Genomic DNA, 17283 nt, shown 5'->3' with positions numbered 1-17283 from the left:
GCAGATTGAGTTTTGAGCGACCCCATATCGGTTCTCAAAACTCATTTTTTTGTTATATTTTGGGGAAATGTTAAGCAACCAAAAGGAGCGCCTATCGAAACCATACACGGAAACCTGCAAGGTCTCAAACCGAGTCAGCTTAAACAACTGCAACGCCTGTACCATCAAAAACTACCAGGCGATCGCATTACTACTTCAGAATTTGCCCAGCGACTCGCCGGGGTAAGTACAGACATCAAAGAGCCAGTCTGCGCCTATATAAACCGTCGTGGGCAGGTGATTAGGGTGGGAGTAGGCACGGTCAGTCAGACCCGCATTCCTGCCCTAGAATTGCCCCGCTATGGTAATGGTCGCCTCAGTGGTATTCGGTGTATAGCCACCCAGTTAAAATCTGATGTACCTAGGGAGTCAGTCTTAACCGCCATGGCTATGCAACGGTTAGATGTTTTGGCGATTTTGACCCTGACCGGAAGCGGGTTTGAACGTCGTGGGGGGGGTGGGACAGGTTATGTGAAAGAAGCCTATCTCGCCCATTTGTTACCCCAAGGGGAAGGGGAAAACCAGACCCAACTTGATAGTCCTCTGGCTCCAGTACCCTATTATGTTTCATCCCCCATGAGTCTTGATGTTCTCTCTAACCAAGATTTCCTGGATTTGGTAGATGGACTAGAAGCCGAATTTCAGCGGGAATTTGTCGCCCTTGATGTCAACTCTGACCAAGATAGGGTGCTATTGGTGGGGGTACAAACTGACAAAATTTCCACCCAGAGATTTGAAGAAGGGTTAGCCGAATTAGCCCGCCTGGTGGATACGGCGGGGGGTATTGTCCTGCAAACTCTTCGCCAAAAGCGATCGCGTCCCCATCCCCAAACGGTAGTCGGAGAGGGAAAAACCCAGGAAATTGCCCTGGCGGCGCAAACTCTGGGGGCGACCTTAATTGTTTTCGATCGCAGTTTATCTCCGGCGCAAGTCCGTAATTTGGAAACCCGCATTGGAGTCCGAGTAGTCGATCGCACCGAAGTTATCCTAGATATTTTCGCCCAACGCGCCCAGTCTGGGGCGGGAAAATTACAGGTTGAACTGGCGCAGCTAGAATACAGTCTACCGCGTCTCACCGGAAGGGGTCAGGCTATGTCTCGGTTAGGTGGCGGTATTGGTACTCGTGGACCTGGGGAAACTAAACTAGAAACCGAAAGACGGGCCATTCAGCGGCGCATCGCCCGCCTTCAGCAGGAGGTTAACCAACTACAGGCCCATCGCGCCCGTCTCCGCCAACGTCGCCAACGCCAGGAGGTTCCTACATTGGCTATTGTGGGTTATACGAATGCGGGTAAGTCTACTTTGCTTAATGTTCTCACCGCTTCGGAAATTTACGCGGCTGACCAATTATTTGCTACTCTCGACCCCACTAGCCGCCGCCTAACTATCCCCGATGCGATTACGGAAGAACCCCAAAATATTGTAATTACTGATACGGTGGGGTTTATTCATGAATTACCCCCAGCTTTAATTGATGCTTTTCGCGCTACTTTAGAGGAGGTGACTGATGCTGATGCCCTGCTGCATTTGGTAGATTTATCTCACCCAGCGTGGCAGGCACAAATTCAATCGGTGATGGAGATTTTAACTCAAATGCCGATTACTCCCGGTCCGGCTTTATTGGCTTTTAATAAAATCGATTCTGTGGATGGGGAAACTCTCCGTTTTGCCCAAGAAGAATACCCCCAAGCTGTATTTATTTCGGCTGCTAATGCCCTCGGTTTGGAAACTCTCCGCCGCCGCATTGCACAGTTAATTGATTATGCGATCGCTAATCAATAAGAGACTTCCAGAAACCCGGTATCTCCCAGAAACCCGGTTTCTCCCAGAAACCGGGTTTCTTTTCCCAGTGTCTTTTCCCAATTGTGGTATCATCGGAATACTTCCTAATCAGTAGTTACTTATGACCATTGGGCGATCGCTTTGTCGCGTAGCGATTTATGGGGGAATATGTTTTGGGGCTTCCGTCTTATTACCCGAGTTGGCCATCCCGGTCGCTTTTTTATCGACTGAGAAAGGTCAAGACATCTTGACCAAAGTGGGCGAAATGATTAGCGATGTGACGGCGGGTAATACGGCTAATGCAATTGATAACTTTGACCGAAGCAGAGGTTCTGATTACGTTAGGCTAGAGAATGAGGATTTAATTCGCGTTTGTGGAAAGGCGATCGCGCAAATTATTCATTTGGCTGCCCAAAATTCTAATAACCCCTATTCCAAGCATCTGAAAATGATAGCCGCCAAAGCCACAGAAAACTGGGTAGAATTGGCGCGTTTTGAATTTGCTCAATCTAAATATAAACAGTTAACCGAGGGAGAAATCCCCTTAATTATTACCCCCACAGAAGAAGGGTTAACCCAAGCTAAAATTTTGACAGTTGAAGAGTGGCGGAATATTTTAGCGAAATTAGATTTAAAGGCGGTAGACTCAGCCAAAGGCGTTGATTTGCCAAGTTATATCCGCCAAGATGTTGCGGAATTACTCCAGAAAGAATTTCCGCGAGTCTTACGAGAAGCATTAAAACAGGACTTTAAAGCCGATGGTAAAGCCTTTGCTGGGTTAATGATTCAACTCATCACAGTAATTGGGCAACAAGTAGCCCAACAGGGTGAAATTGCCCTAATTTCCTTGGCAAAACTCGAACAGATAGAACAGCAGTTAACCGGAACCGAACAGGAGATCCAGGAATTATTTATCGATATTTCTGACCGGATGCAAACCGGGTTTGAGCAACTTTGCCACGAATTCGGACTTCTTGAGACCAACATTAACAAAAACCTGCAAACAATCCGAGAATCACTGGTTGAGATTAAAGAAGATACAACAGTTATTCGACAAAATACTACAGAAATCAAAGAATCTCTGGCATCTATGCAGGATGAAGTTAGTGAGCTACGGCAGGATATTAAAAGCCTTAATCAACCTCACCCTAGGGAAACTACCGAGGAGAAACTACTTAAAGCCTTGCTGAATTTAGATTATGATAAACAGGCGAATTTGTTTAAAGAGTTTGTGGAGAATCATCAAATTGGTGCTTGTTTAGTTCACGGTTCATGTGAAAGCGCACCGCGTTGGCTGCTCAATCGTCTAATTCGGAACGTACCCAATGGAAATACATCAAATTATGTTAAACAAATTAAGTTTTCGCGCCGAATTAATACTAGCTCATTAGAGCGTCTTTTTCAAGAGATTAGTCGTAAAATTTGCAGAGTTCAAACAAGTTCAGTTGCCGCAATTTATGAGAAAATTTTGGAAGTATGGCAATCTCAAACAGTGATTTTAATTTTTGAAAATACTCAAGAGGTAGAGGAATCTTATCTTGAGGCATTTTTGCAAGAGTTTTGGCAACCATTGGCGGAGTTAGCAAGTCAGAAGGGAACCACGGATAAAAACAAAAGTTTACTTTTATTTTTGCTTGATGAAGATGGATATACAAATGATTGGAATATTACCTATACTCAAGATCCAACCTCAGAGTTAATCCCCAAAACCATGATTAAATTTATGGAAATACAGCCAATCAAACCCCGACAATTATCGAGTTGGCTAGAATTAGATATTTGTGCGAGAAACCTATTACAATATAGCGATCGCTTAGTTGATGAAGTTTTCCGAGAAAGTCAAAATGGACTTCATCAATATATCTTGGAAAAAATATGCTGTCTCTGTCAAATTGAATGGGAGGACTATGTATCAACATGGATGAAATATTAACAACACCCACAGAAAACTTACGCTATACCGGAAAAAAGCATCCTCCTAAAGACCATAAGGAGAATGGACAGCGAGTTTATCCCTATTTACCCAGTGATGAACTTGTGGAAGCCGTTAATTTAGCCATTACTTTACAGCGTCCTTTGCTGCTGCAAGGTGAACCCGGTTGTGGTAAAACTAAATTAGCCCAAGCTGTCGCCTATGAGTTGGAATTACCCTATCTCTGCTGGACGATTAAATCCACCAGTCGCGCACAAGATGGCCTCTATACCTATAATAACTTAGCCAGACTGCGGGACTCTCAATTACTGGGGTTAGGTCAAATTACTGACCCGCAAGAAAAACGGCGGGTTAAAGACCCTAAAACCTATGTAGAATTGGGTAAACTTGGGGAGGCTTTTCTCAGCGATAAACCTACCGTTTTATTGATTGATGAAATTGACAAGGCGGATATTGATTTCCCCAATGATTTATTATTGGAGTTAGACGAAAAACGCTTCTCTATACCCGAAACGAAAAAGGAAAAGACGGCTAGACATTCTCCGATTATCTTTATTACCAGTAATCAGGAACGAGATTTACCCGATGCTTTTTTAAGGCGCTGTTTATTTCATTATATTGAGTTTCCCAAAAAAGAACGGTTAATTGAGATTATTATGGCTCGGGTTTTTGGGGTGACACAAGATAAATCAACGATTCCTGAAAATGAAAATGAGTTGATTGAAGCAGCGGTGGATAAGTTCCAGGAGTTGCGGGAATTTTTGCGGGAGGAAAAAGGAGAAAGGGGTAAAAATATCAGTACCAGTGAGTTGATTGATTGGTTTGAGGTCCTGCGTCAATATCCTCATGATGAGGTGCTGAAAAAGTTACAGGGTCCACTTCCCTATTTAGGGGTTTTACTGAAAACTTGGGATGACCACCGACTTTATTTAAGCAAATCTAGGGGGAAGGATGAAAGTTAATGATTTACCCCTGCGAGAGTTATTTGACAAGCTGCGTCAAGCGGGTTTTGTGTTGGGGATTGATGAATATGAACTGCTGTTAGAAGCCTTGATGAAAGGGTTTGGCATTGAGGATGAAGCCGCGTTAAAAAGACTCTGTAAAACTTTGTGGGTGAAGTCCGTTGAAGATGAAAAAATTTTCAATTCTTATTTTGAGGAGGTGATGTCTAAACCCCTTGAGAATCCATTGGTAACAGTCGAGAAACCTATCGCCCAACAGCCCCCAATTCCGACAGCACAGCCACCAGTCCCATTCAACCCATTAAAGTCTCTACTGAGGTCTGGGTTAGACCGTATCAAAAAAATCATCACTAAACCGACTAATAAACCTTTAGACCATTCACAATCAAAATCAGAAAATCAACAGATTCCAGACAATCAAGAAAAGTCGCAAATTCCGCCACCTTATCAGGGGGAAATAAGAGAGCCTTATCAGGGGGAAATAAGAGAACCTGATGAATCTGAATTTATGCCGCAAGAGGTGGCGGTAGAAATGGATGATGAGGTACAGTTACTGAAAACCATAACCAGTGAACAGTTTTTTTTATATTCGGATTATTTGCCGTTAACCAAAAGGGAAATGAAACAAACTTGGCGTTATTTACGGCTTCCGATTCGCGAGGGGCCATTGGTTGAATTAGATGTGACGGCAACCATAGAAAAAATTATCCGGGATGGGTTTTTCTTGGAACCGGTGTTAGTCCCCCGACGCAGGAATCTGGTTGAGTTGGTTTTGCTGTTGGATATTGATGGTTCAATGGTGGCTTTTCATCCTTTGGGGGATAGACTGAAAGACACTGCGACGCGGGGGGGAAAGTTGGGTGCATCGCGGGTTTATTATTTCCATAATTGTCCGGTGGATTATGTTTATGGGAAGCCGGGATATTCTGAGGCGGTGAGGGTGGAGGATATGTTGAGCGGATTATCTGCCAATCGCGCTTGTATGCTCATTTTTAGCGATGCTGGCGCGGCACGGGGGGATATAGTGAAGATAGGTTACAATTGACTGAGAGATTCCTGCGGCAGTGTCAGCAACACTTACGTTATCTGGTTTGGGTGAATCCTGTGCCGAGAGAACGGTGGGCAAGGTCCACGGCTGGGGAAATCGCTAAGTTAATCCCGATGTTGGAATGCGATCGCCTTGGGTTACAAAATGCCGTTAAGGTGTTACGGGGAAATCCAGTGAGTTGGTCATAAATCCTAGCATTTTTTCATCTAATTGTCAAGGGTATTATTGTATGAAACTCAAAGATGAATTACAACAAAGACGAGATGAAATTTTAGCGGTTGCACAACAGCATGGGGCGTTCAATGTGCGGATATTTGGGTCGGTGGCGAGGGGGGAAGAACAGGAGGATAGTGATATTGATTTCTTGGTGGAAATGAACAGTAATTGCAGTTTATTGGATAGAATTGCCTTAATCCAAGATTTAGAGGACTTGTTAAACCGAAAAGTTGATGTCACGACGGTTAAAGGTTTACGGGATTATTTTAGAGAACGGATTATCAATCAGGCGATTCCGCTATGACAGATGATGAAATATATTTACAAGATATTTATGAACGCATCTGTCGGATTGAGACTTATACAGAGGGAGGACAAACAGAATTTATGCAATCTCTTTTGATTCAGGATGGGGTGATTCGTAGTTTTGAAGTGATTGGAGAAGCAGTTAAGCGACTTTCTCAGGAGTTGAGGCAAAGTTATTCAGATATTCCTTGGCGCAGAATGGCGGGATTGAGAGATGTTCTGATTCACGACTACGAGGAAATTAATTTAGAAGAAGTTTGGAATGTTGTTGAACAGAATCTGCCTGATTTGAAGCGTAAAATATTAGTAATTTTATCGGCAATCAATCATGAAACTGAAGGATGAATTACAACAAAGACGAGATGAAATTTTAGCGGTTGCACAACAGCATGGGGCGTTCAATGTGCGGATATTTGGGTCGGTGGCGAGGGGGGAAGAACGGGAGGATAGTGATATTGATTTCTTGATTGATTATGATTTAGCCAAAATCTCGTCTTGGTTTCCGGTGGGACTAATTCAAGATTTAGAACAACTCTTAAATCGGAAAGTTGATGTGGTTACCACCAAGTCATTACATTATTTTATTCGGGATAAAGTTATAGCAGAGGCGATTGAATTATGAAGGATTATCGGCTTTATTTGATTCATATACGAGATTGTTTAACGCGAGTGAAAGACTATACCAGTAAAGGGAAAGAGAGTTTTTATGAAGAAAATTTAATTCAAGATGCAGTGATGAGAAATCTTGAGGTGATGTGTGAATCAATTAAAAAATTACCCGATGAATGGAAAGCATCAGAACCAAATACACCTTGGCATAAAATTGTAGGTTTTAGGAATAAATTAGCTCATGAATACTTAGATGTTGATTTAGATGTTGTCTGGGATATTGTTGAAAATTATTTACCGGAATTAGAAATAGCTATTGAAAAAATAGCTGAGAGATTTTGGGAATCACAAATTTATTAACATTGAATCGTCATCATGGAACTAGAAGCGGCTAAACGTCGGATTAATGCTTTTCAGAAAAGGTTTGGGGAGCCTCACCTTTTTTTTGCTTATCATGCCGCGTTACCGTTGGCGATAACTCCCGATTTGCTGTATCAGATTTGGGCGAATTTTCGGCGGGATATTCAGGATAAATGGCTCGATATTCCTTGGATTGCGGTTTCGGATTTAATTCTCTCGAGTTTGTGTGATGAGGTGGGGCATGAATTGTATGAAATGGATGCGACAGTCCGCCAAGAATTGTTAGACCAGTTGAAAGCTAATCCTCGATTTACAGGGCAACGCCTGAAGGAAGTGGCGTGTTTTTTATTGCAGTATGTGCAGAAAGATTTAAACAGTCAAGATAGTTATGACCGGGAGTTTGCCGAGTCGCAAAGTTGGGCGGCTTGGGCTTATGCTAAACCTCAGAAATCAGTGGAGTTATTGGCGGCGGCTTTCCGGCGGGCATATCAAGAAAATCCTAGGGATTTGATGCGACTTTCTACGCTGACGGAGATGATTGGTCAAGCGAATCTCAAAGAGTTTGAAGGCCTACGAATTTTTGCCAGGGCAATGGGGCATTATCGACGCAAGAAGTTTGAAGAAGCAAAGGCAGGGATCGCCCAGTTACCGAATGAGGGCGGGGTAGTTTCTGTGAGTGACAAGATTAAGATTCCCATTCCCCACGAGTTGTTACCTGTTATTAAGACGGTTGAGGATGAAGAAATCGCTAAGTTGCTTGGAGTTATTGAAAATACTCAGGATGAAAATACCCGTAGGTGGGTGATTGAGAGTTTAGGGAAAATCGGTGTCGGAAATTCTCAAGCTATTGCTGGGTTGGTTCAAGTTATGCAAAATACTCAGGATGAAGATACCCGGAGGAAGGTGATCGTAAGTTTAGGGAAAATCGGTGTCGGAAATCCTGAAGCTATTGTTGGGTTGGTTCAAGTTATTCAAAATACTCATAATAAAGATACCCAGAGGTGGGCGGCTGAGAGTTTAGAGAAAATCGGTGTCGGAAATTCTGAAGCTATTTCTGGGTTAGTTCAAGTTATTGAAAATACTCAGGATGAATATAACCGTATGCTTGCGGCTAAGAGTTTAGCCAAAATCGGTGTCGGAAATCCTGAAGCTATTGTTGGGTTGGTTCAAGTTATTCAAAATACTCATAATAAAGATACCCAGAGGTGGGCGGCTGAGAGTTTAGAGAAAATCGGTGTCGGAAATTCTGAAGCTATTTCTGGGTTAGTTCAAGTTATTGAAAATACTCAGGATGAATATAACCGTATGCTGGCGGCTAAGAGTTTAGCAAAAATCGACCCCGGAAATCCTGAAGCTATTACTGGGTTGGTTCAACTTATTGAAAATACTCAGAATGAAAATATCCGTAAGCTGGCGGCTAAGAGTTTAGCAAAAATCGGTGTCGGAAATTCTGAAGCTATTTCTGGGTTAGTTCAACTTATTGAAAATACTCAGAATGAAAATATCCGTAAGCTGGCGGCTGAGAGTTTAGAGAAAATCGGTGTCGGAAATTCTGAAGCTATTTCTGGGTTAGTTCAACTTATTGAAAATACTCAGAATGAAAATATCCGTAAGCTGGCGGCTGAGAGTCTAGAGAAAATCGGTGTCGGAAATTCTGAAGCTATTTCTGGGTTAGTTCAAGTTATTGAAAATACTCAGTCTGAATATACCCGTATAGAGGCGGCTGAGAGTTTAGCAAAAATCGACCCCGGAAATCCTCAAGCTATTACTGGGTTGGTTCAACTTATTCAAAATACTCAGAATGAATCTACCCGTAGGGAGGCGGCTGAGAGTTTAGCAAAAATCGACCCCGGAAATCCTCAAGCTATTTCTGGGTTGGTTCAACTTATTCAAAATACTCAGAATGAATCTACCCGTAGGGAGGCGGCTGAGAGTTTAGCAAAAATCGACCCCGGAAATCCTCAAGCTATTTCTGGGTTGGTTCAAGTTATTCAAAATACTCAGCATGAAAATACCCGGAGGCAGGCGGCTGAGAGTTTAGAGAAAATCGGTGTTGGAAATCCTCAAGTTATTGCCGGGTTAGTTCAAGTGATTCAAAATACTCAGAATGAAGATACCCGTTGGCAGGCGGCTGAGAGTTTAGAGAAAATCAGTGTCGGAAATTCTGAAGCTATTTCTGGGTTAGTTCAAGTTATTCAAAATACTCAGGATGAATATAACCGTATGCTGGCGGCTAAGAGTTTAGCAAAAATCGACCCCGGAAATCCTCAAGTTATTACTGGGTTGGTTCAAGTTATTCAAAATACTAAGGATGAAAATACCCGGAGGCAGGTGGCTGAGAGTTTAGCGAAAATCGACCCCGGAAATCCACAAGCTATTGCTGGGTTGGTTCAAGTTATTGAAAATACTCAGCATGAATATACCCGTAGGCAGGCGATTGAGAGTTTAGGAGAAATTGGTGTCGGAAATCCTCAAGCGATCGCTGCGTTGGTTCAAGTTATTGAAAATACTCAGGATGAATATACCCGTAGGCGTGCAATTGAGAGTTTAGAGAAAATCGGTGTCGGAAATCCTGAAGCGATCGCGGGGTTGGTTCAAGTTATTGAAAATACTGAGGATGAAGATACCCGTAGGCGGGCGGCTGAGAGTTTAGAAGAAATCGGTGTCGGAAATCCTGAAGCGATCGCCGGGTTGGTTCAAGTGATTCAAAATACTCAGGATGAAAAGACCCGTAGGCAGGCGATTGAGAGTTTAGAGAAAATCGGTGTCGGAAATCCTGAAGCGATCGCTGCGTTGGTTCAAGTTATTCAAAATACTCGGAATCAAAATACCCGTAAGAAGGCGATCGCCACTTTAAGAAAAATCGACCCCGGAAATCCTCACCTGTAAATCAAGCCGCTTTCACCCTTCACCGGACTTCCGAAACCCGGTGGCTTGTTGAGACTCTTAGAAACCCGGTTTCTTTTCCCATTTCTTTTCCCAGTAGCAGAGCGATCGCCACTTTAAGAAAAATCGACACCGGAAATCCTCATCTGTAAATCAAGCCGCTTTCACCCTTCACCGGACTTCCGAAACCCGGTGGCTTGTTGAGACTTTTAGAAACCCGGTTTCTCTAAGAAACCGGGTTTCTTTTCCCAGTAGTAGCAGAGCGATCGCCACTTTAAGAAAAATCGACACCGGAAATCCTCATCTGTAAATCAAGCCGCTTTCACCCTTCACCGGACTTCCGAAACCCGGTGGCTTGTTGAGACTCTTAGAAACCCGGTTTCTCTAAGAAACCGGGTTTCTTTTCCCAGTAGCAGAGCGATCGCCACTTTAAGAGAAATCGACCCCGGAAATCCTCACCTGTAAATCAAGCCGCTTTCACCCTTCACCGGACTTCCGAAACCCGGTGGCTTGTTGAGACTTTTAGAAACCCGGTATCTCCCAGAAACCGGGTTTCTTTTCCCAGTAGCAGAGCGATCGCCACTTTAAGAGAAATCGACCCCGGAAATCCTCACCTGTAAATTAAGCCGGTTTCACCCCAGGGGTAAAATTATGTTATCATGGGAGAGTGTGGTCGGTCACGCTTTGAGATATAGCCTATCAATAAAATTCCTATTTGGGTTAGGGGAAAAAATATGCTACAGTCAACCATCAAATGGAGTTTAGACGATTATCATCACATGATTAAAACCGGGTTGCTGGTGGGTCGTCCCGTAGAATTCCTAGCCGGAGAAATTGTCGAAATGCCCCCAGAAGGTGAATCTCATGCCTTTTTTAGTCGCGCGGCTGGATCTTATCTTACTCGTATTTTAGCCGATCGCGCTTTAGTCAGTCCAGCCAAACCCATTACTCTCCCCAATAACTCCGAACCGGAACCAGATATCGCTATTGTTGCACCTTTGGGTCGGGAATATCTCAATCATCACCCCTACCCGGAAAATATTTTCTGGGTGATTGAATATGCGGACAGCAGCCTACTCAAAGATAAAACAGTGAAATATCATATCTATGCTGAGGCTGGTATTCCAGAATATTGGCTGGTGAATTTACAAACGGGAGAGTTGATTATTCACCGGGAACCGAGAGGACGGGAATATGGTTCTAAAATTACCCTCACTTATGGAGAGGTTTCCCCCGTGGCTTTTCCTGATATTACTATTCCCGTGGAGGCGATAATTTCAGCCGTTATATAACCAGCTATTCCGGCTGGGATTTTATTGATGGGGGAAAATCGGCGGGGGTGAACTGGCGACGTAATAGTAGGGAATTGGTGACTACACTCACGGAACTAAAAGCCATAAATGCCGCTGCTACGGAGGGACTGAAAACTATACCAAAACCTGGTAGCAGGACACCCGCCGCCATGGGTAAACCGATGGTATTATAAGCAAAAGCCCAGAACAGATTTTGGCGAATTTTGTTGAATGTTTGTTGACTCAACCGAATAGACTCCACTACGTCACCGAGTGCGTCTCCCATGAGTACAATATCAGCAGTTTCGATCGCCACATCAGTTCCGGTTCCCAAAGCGATCGCTACATCAGCCTGAGCTAAAGCCGGAGCATCATTAATCCCATCCCCCACCATGGCTACCCGGTGTCCTTGCTGTTGGTAAGCAGCGATCGCCTTAGCCTTATCTTCCGGTCGCACTTCTGCCAGCACCGACCCCTCAGACAATTGTAGCTCGGAAGCGATCGCCTCGGCTACCGAAAAGCGATCGCCTGTGAGTAGAACTACATTTAACCCCATTTTCTGGAGCCGTTCCACCGTCATTTTAGCATCAGACTTGAGGCGATCGCAAATACCAATCACCCCCACCAACTCATCACCCACAGTCACATATACCACCGTTTCTCCTGGTGGAATTATCGATAACACCGACTCCGACAAAATCACCCCACAGCCGCTCAAACCTTCTGCACTACCCACCCAAACTCTCTCTCCATCGACCATAGCAGCCGCACCCAGCCCCGTCTGAGTCACAAAACCTTCGGCATCTATAATAGGCAGGTTACGCCCTTCTAAGGCTCTACAGATGGCGGTAGCGATAGGGTGATGGGTTCCCTGTTCCACCGCCGCCGCCAATTGCAAAATCCGGTCATCACTAAAGCCGTGAGACAAACTAACGCAGGTAGTCACCTGGGGAGAAGCCGTCGTCAAAGTTCCCGTCTTATCAAAAACCACAGTGTGGAGTTGGTGAACCCTCTCTAGGATATCACCACCTTTAATCAATATACCTCGTTCCGCACCGATCGCAGAACCCACTAAAATAGCCGTAGGGGTAGCCAGTCCCAAAGCACAGGGACAAGCAATCACCAAAACAGCGATCGCCAATTTGAGACTCAATAGCAAAGGTGCATCAACCGCCAAATTCACCCCTCCCGAGGTCATCACCTCCGGCCAAATTTTAGTGCCAATTGTGTACCAAAAAATGAGAGTCAGCGTCGCCAAACCCATGACCAGATAAGTAAAATATCCCGCCACCTTATCCGCCAAAAATTGAATCGGTGCTTTGCGAGTTTGAGCCGTTTCTACTAAACTGATAATTTGGGCAACAGTAGTTTCTTCTCCCGTGCGAGTTGCCGCAATTATCAGCCCTCCCGACTGGTTTAAAGTTCCCGCAAAAACCATTAAATCCCGTTGTTTAGTCACTGGGAAAGACTCTCCCGTGAGCATCGACTCATCAACCGTACTACTCCCCATAATCACCCTACCATCAACGGGGATTTTCTCACCCGGAAAAACCTTAACCAAATCCCCCACCCGCACCTGTTCCGCCGGAACCTCCACCGTCGGAGATGACCAGGCGATCGCCGAATTTTCCTGAGTTAGTTCAGGTAGTTGTGTCGAGAGAATCACCTGAGCCGTTGTCGGTTGCAAACCCCACAAAGCCTCAAAAGCCCTAGCCGCCCTAATTCTTGCTTGTTGTTCCAGGGTTTTTCCCAGCAAAATAAACCCCAACAGCATCACAGGTTCATCAAAGAAACACTCCCAACCCAACCGAGGAAATAACAGAGCCACCAAACTCGCAGTATAGGCGCTAATAGTCCCCAATCCCACGAGGGTATTCATATTAGGAGCATTTCGCGCCAGACTACGCACGCCATCCACTATAAGCGATCGGCCTGGGAATAGTAAAGCCAAAGTGGCTAACCCCCAGTGAAACCAAATACTACTCACTAGGGGAAGCCCTCCCCAAGCTATATGATGAAAGTGACCTATTCCCGACAGAAAAATCAGCACCCCACAAATAATCACCCGCCCAATTTGGTCGCGCATTTCTTGGCGGTGACGTTCCTCAAAAGTCAGCTTTTGGTGAGCCGCAGACCCATAACGCAGTTGACTATTAAACCCCGTTTCTGTTAAAATATCGGCCAGTTTTTGTGGATCGACTGTACCGGGTTCACATTCAACCGTCGCCACTTCCGTGGCTAAGTTAACCCGAACAGCAATCACCCCCTGCTGCTGGTTTAGTTGACGTTCTACCGCCATCACACAACCAGCGCATTTCATTCCCCCAACATCCAAAATAATCGTCTGTGTGGGTAGGGTAGTCGAGGTTAACTGCTGCTCTGATGTAGTTTGGGGATTTAATTGCATAGATATGGATACCCTAGATATCAGCTAATTTTGAGTTTTTGGGGGAGAAACAGCCCGAAACCATCACGGGAATTGGTGAAACTTATGCCCAAATAATTGATAATTGTTGACTGTCTACTTTTAACTGTCAACTATAATCCCCCATGTCTACAACCATCGCCCTAATCGCCCATGATAGCCAACGAGAGGAACTTGTCAGCTTTGTAGAAGAGAATACTGTGGCTTTGTCCTTCTACGAACTAATCGCTCCAGAAAGGACCGCCCAATATCTCCTACAGGGAACGGGAGTAGAGGTGCAGGTGTTATCATCTCTCCATCACGGAGGAGATATTGAACTAGCCTATCGCATCCTACAGGAAACAGAAATCGCCGCTGTAATTTTCTTCCTCGATCCTGGTTTTAACTTATCCTCCCCCGAAATTCAAGTATTGATTCGCGCTTGTAACCTGCAAAATGTACCCCTAGCCACCAACCGCGCTACTGCTAGGGCTATGTTAAGCGGTCTCACCCGTAGTCGGTCGGCTTGTTTAATTTTTAACCCGGTTTCCGGGACGGGGAACTCCCAACAGGACTTGGTTTTGATTCGACAATTGTTAGAACCCCATATATATCTCAAGGTATCCTTCACAACTCCTACCATTAGCGCCGAACAGTTGGCTAAGGAAGCCGTTGAATCCGGGGTGGATATCGTTATTGCTTCTGGAGGGGATGGAACCGTCTCGGCGGTCGCTGGTGCGGTGATGGGAACAGATATCCCTCTGGGTATCATTCCGCGCGGGACGGCTAATGCTTTTTGTATGGCTATGGGAATTCCTGGGAATATTCGCGGCGCTTGTAATAATATTATCGCTGGGTTAATTCGCACAGTTGACATTGCTACCTGTAACGCGCGCCCTATGATTCTATTGGCTGGAATTGGTTATGAAGCCGAAACCATTGATAAAGCTGATCGGGAAACTAAGCAGCGTTGGGGCGCTCTGGCTTATATAATGGCGGGATTACAACAACTCGATGAGCAAGTCCTTTTTGATACGGAAATCGAGATTGATGGAACTATCAGCCGAGTTCGTTCTGGTGCTGTCACTATTGCTAATGCGGCTCCGGCTACCTCAATTTTAGCTCAAGGTTTGGGAGAGGTTATCCCTAATGATGGGAAGTTAGAGGTGTTGATTTTTGCTGCTAATCAAAACGAAAATCAGAAATTTACTAAAGTTAGGGCGATCGCTGGTATGGTAGAATTGTTTGGGTCGGCTTTGCTGAAAACCGGAACCCAGCGCGATCACATGATTGGGTTACGCGCCACTAACGTTAAGGTGAAAACTGAACCCCCTCAAAAAGTTGTCCTAGATGGTGAAATTATCGGGACTACACCCATAGAAATTCAATGTATTCCCAACGGGTTAAAGATTCTCGCACCGTCCGTTATTCCGCAAACCAGTGACCAGAACACTGAAACCTCAGAAAAGGCTGAGAGTTAACAGTTACCTCCCCCTCTCCTCTCCTTCTGTATCCTCAGAGTCCGAAGACTCCCAAAGTTCTGCGATCGCATCATCAACCTGGCTATTTTCTAAGGGGGAATTATCGGATATTTTGGGGGTATCATTATCGGGTGGGGGGGTGATTTCATCCATAGCCGTTAAACTATCGGCTTCCCTATCCTCATCGGCTTCCCTATCCTCAGAGTCTCCCGACTCCAACAGTTCCGCAATGGTATAATCAACCTCGCTTTTTTCTGATGGGGAATTATCCGATATTTTGGGGGTATCATTATCGGGTGGGGGGGTGATTTCATCCATAGCCGTTAAACTATCGGCTTCCCTATCCTGAGAGTCTGGCGACTCCAAAAGTTCCGCAATAGTCAGTTCAGCATCTGATGTAGTTTTAGGTCGCAACTGAGAGATTTGGATTTGTTCCAAACGGGGACCCTCGACTAACACCACCTTAAATTCTAGGTTGTGGTAGGTCAAGACTTCCCCAACGGCTGGGATTTTTTGCAGTTGATAGGTGAGAAAACCCCCCAAAGTTTGATACTCTTCATTTAAGGGTAAATCCAAATTTAACAGTTCGTTAACTTCCTCAACATCCAACTGAGCCTGGACTAAAAAAGTCTGGTCATCGACAAACTTAATATCCCCATCTTCCCCTTCGGCTAATTCCGAACCATCCCCAATAATTTCGGAGATTAAATCGTCAATGGTTACCAGTCCGGCTGTACCGCCAAACTCATCTACCACAATAGCCATTTCCTGTTGCGATCGCTGTATTAGGGGTAATAATTCACTGAGTAACATTTGCTCAGAAACAAACCGAGCCGCGCGAACCCAGGTTAAAATAGGTGTCTCCTCATCAAGCTGTCTTTCCGCTAAAGGTTTGGCTAAATCCCGAAAGTCTAAAATCCCCAAAATATCATCTAAGGATTCCCCCGTAATAGGGTAACGAGAATGGTTAGAAACTGCCATTTCTTCTAGGAGGTTTTGAAAGGTGGCGGTATGAGGAAGCGAGACAATACTGGTGCGAGGAATCATCACCTCTTCAGTGAGTACATCCCCAAATTCAAACACATTATTAAGTATCTGTCTTTCCTCAGCTTCTAAACCCATGGATTCACTAGATGTAGTGATAATTAGCTGCAATTCTTCTGGGGTTACGCGGGTGTAAGGTTGTCCGGTGTAGTTAATTCCCAACAGACGCAATAACAGCCGGGTAGACTGATTTAAACACCAGACAAATGGCTTAAAAATTCGAGCGATCGCCAAAGAATAAGGGGCCCACATTCTGGCTATCTGTTCAGGATATAATAGCGCCAGAGATTTGGGGACTAATTCCCCCAGCACAATTTGCAGATAAGCCAGCATAAAAAAGGTGACAATGGAAATAGACAGGGAATGAGCCAGCCACCCTTGGAATTGGTATAAAGGAATTTGATTAAGTATCTGGCGAATCACCACCGCCATAGTTGATTCACCAATCCAACCCAAAGCCAGACTCGACAGCGTAATCCCAAATTGGGTAGTAGACAGCAATAAATCTATGCGTCTTTGTAATTGCTGAACCGTGATAGCAGGTAAATCTCCTTCATCCACTAACTGGCTAATTCGCGATCGCCTTACCGACACCATCGAAAATTCAGCCGTCACAAAAAAGGCATTAACAGCAATCAGCAAAAACACCGATAATAATCGCCCAAAAATATCCTGAGCCGTCAGCGTTAATCCTGATAAATCACCCAAGGAACTTGTATCCATACAATTAATAATTAATAATTAACAATTAATAATTATTAATTACAGCTTTTGGGGGAATCATGCCATAGGCTTTCACTCGTCCATCTCTCCCCCTGGGTGAGGGATTTAGGGATATGATGCTGGAGAAACTATCACTATATTTCATGCTTATTGTTGTGTTTATCGGATGTGCTTATCGGCAGCATAACAATTATTAAT

13 protein-coding genes are annotated in these 17283 nt (G+C 44.6%); 11 read left to right on the top strand and 2 right to left on the bottom strand.

Going from position 1 to position 17283, the window contains the following annotated elements; genetic code table 11:
- The first annotated feature begins 12 nt into the window (after positions 1-12).
- From hflX to XZ46_RS02565, 10 genes are all read left to right on the top strand, one after another.
- Entirely contained in the window at positions 13-1821 is a 1809-nt protein-coding gene (gene hflX / locus XZ46_RS02610) for a GTPase HflX (protein WP_008056837.1), read from the top strand.
- A 121-nt stretch (positions 1822-1942) separates the two neighbouring features.
- Positions 1943-3754 carry a hypothetical protein gene (locus XZ46_RS02605; protein WP_008056838.1) on the top strand — a complete coding sequence of 604 codons (1812 nt, stop codon included), beginning with the start codon at positions 1943-1945 and terminating at the stop codon, positions 3752-3754.
- On the top strand, positions 3739-4716 hold the full coding sequence (locus tag XZ46_RS02600; RefSeq protein ID WP_008056839.1) for an AAA family ATPase: 978 nt from the start codon (positions 3739-3741) through the stop codon (positions 4714-4716). Before XZ46_RS02605 ends, XZ46_RS02600 begins: the two co-directional genes overlap by 16 nt.
- A complete protein-coding gene (locus tag XZ46_RS02595) occupies positions 4706-5761 on the top strand; it encodes a hypothetical protein (protein ID WP_008056840.1) in 1056 nt (351 codons plus the stop codon). Before XZ46_RS02600 ends, XZ46_RS02595 begins: the two co-directional genes overlap by 11 nt.
- 232 nt (positions 5762-5993) lie before the next feature.
- Entirely contained in the window at positions 5994-6284 is a 291-nt protein-coding gene (locus XZ46_RS02590; RefSeq protein WP_006667959.1) for a nucleotidyltransferase family protein, read from the top strand.
- Positions 6281-6631, top strand: a complete 351-nt coding sequence (locus tag XZ46_RS02585; protein WP_006667960.1) for a HepT-like ribonuclease domain-containing protein — start codon at positions 6281-6283, stop codon at positions 6629-6631. The genes XZ46_RS02590 and XZ46_RS02585 overlap by 4 nt, the downstream gene beginning before the upstream one ends.
- Entirely contained in the window at positions 6615-6908 is a 294-nt protein-coding gene (locus XZ46_RS02580; RefSeq protein WP_008054503.1) for a nucleotidyltransferase family protein, read from the top strand. Before XZ46_RS02585 ends, XZ46_RS02580 begins: the two co-directional genes overlap by 17 nt.
- Positions 6905-7255, top strand: a complete 351-nt coding sequence (locus XZ46_RS02575; RefSeq protein WP_008054502.1) for a HepT-like ribonuclease domain-containing protein — start codon at positions 6905-6907, stop codon at positions 7253-7255. The genes XZ46_RS02580 and XZ46_RS02575 overlap by 4 nt, the downstream gene beginning before the upstream one ends.
- A gap of 15 nt (positions 7256-7270) precedes the next feature.
- Positions 7271-10144 carry a HEAT repeat domain-containing protein gene (locus XZ46_RS02570; RefSeq protein WP_008056842.1) on the top strand — a complete coding sequence of 958 codons (2874 nt, stop codon included), beginning with the start codon at positions 7271-7273 and terminating at the stop codon, positions 10142-10144.
- A 731-nt stretch (positions 10145-10875) separates the two neighbouring features.
- A complete protein-coding gene (locus tag XZ46_RS02565; RefSeq protein ID WP_008056850.1) occupies positions 10876-11433 on the top strand; it encodes a Uma2 family endonuclease in 558 nt (185 codons plus the stop codon).
- Between the two features lie 4 nt (positions 11434-11437).
- On the opposite strand, the gene XZ46_RS02560 is transcribed toward XZ46_RS02565, so the two are convergent.
- Positions 11438-13840 (bottom strand): heavy metal translocating P-type ATPase, encoded by a 2403-nt coding sequence (locus XZ46_RS02560; protein WP_008056852.1) that lies wholly within the window; start codon positions 13838-13840, stop codon positions 11438-11440.
- 143 nt (positions 13841-13983) lie between these two features.
- On the opposite strand from XZ46_RS02560, the gene XZ46_RS02555 reads away from it, so the two are divergent.
- Positions 13984-15318, top strand: a complete 1335-nt coding sequence (locus XZ46_RS02555) for a methylglyoxal synthase (RefSeq protein WP_006621753.1) — start codon at positions 13984-13986, stop codon at positions 15316-15318.
- 3 nt (positions 15319-15321) lie between these two features.
- Here the strand turns inward: XZ46_RS02555 and XZ46_RS02550 are convergent, their stop codons facing one another.
- Positions 15322-17085, bottom strand: coding sequence for a hemolysin family protein (locus XZ46_RS02550; protein WP_008056854.1), 1764 nt, complete (start codon positions 17083-17085; stop codon positions 15322-15324).
- Positions 17086-17283 lie beyond the last annotated feature (198 nt).

The organism is Limnospira indica PCC 8005 (assembly GCF_000973065.1).
GTDB lineage: Bacteria > Cyanobacteriota > Cyanobacteriia > Cyanobacteriales > Microcoleaceae > Limnospira > Limnospira fusiformis.
This window is presented reverse-complemented; position numbering and strand designations above follow the sequence as displayed.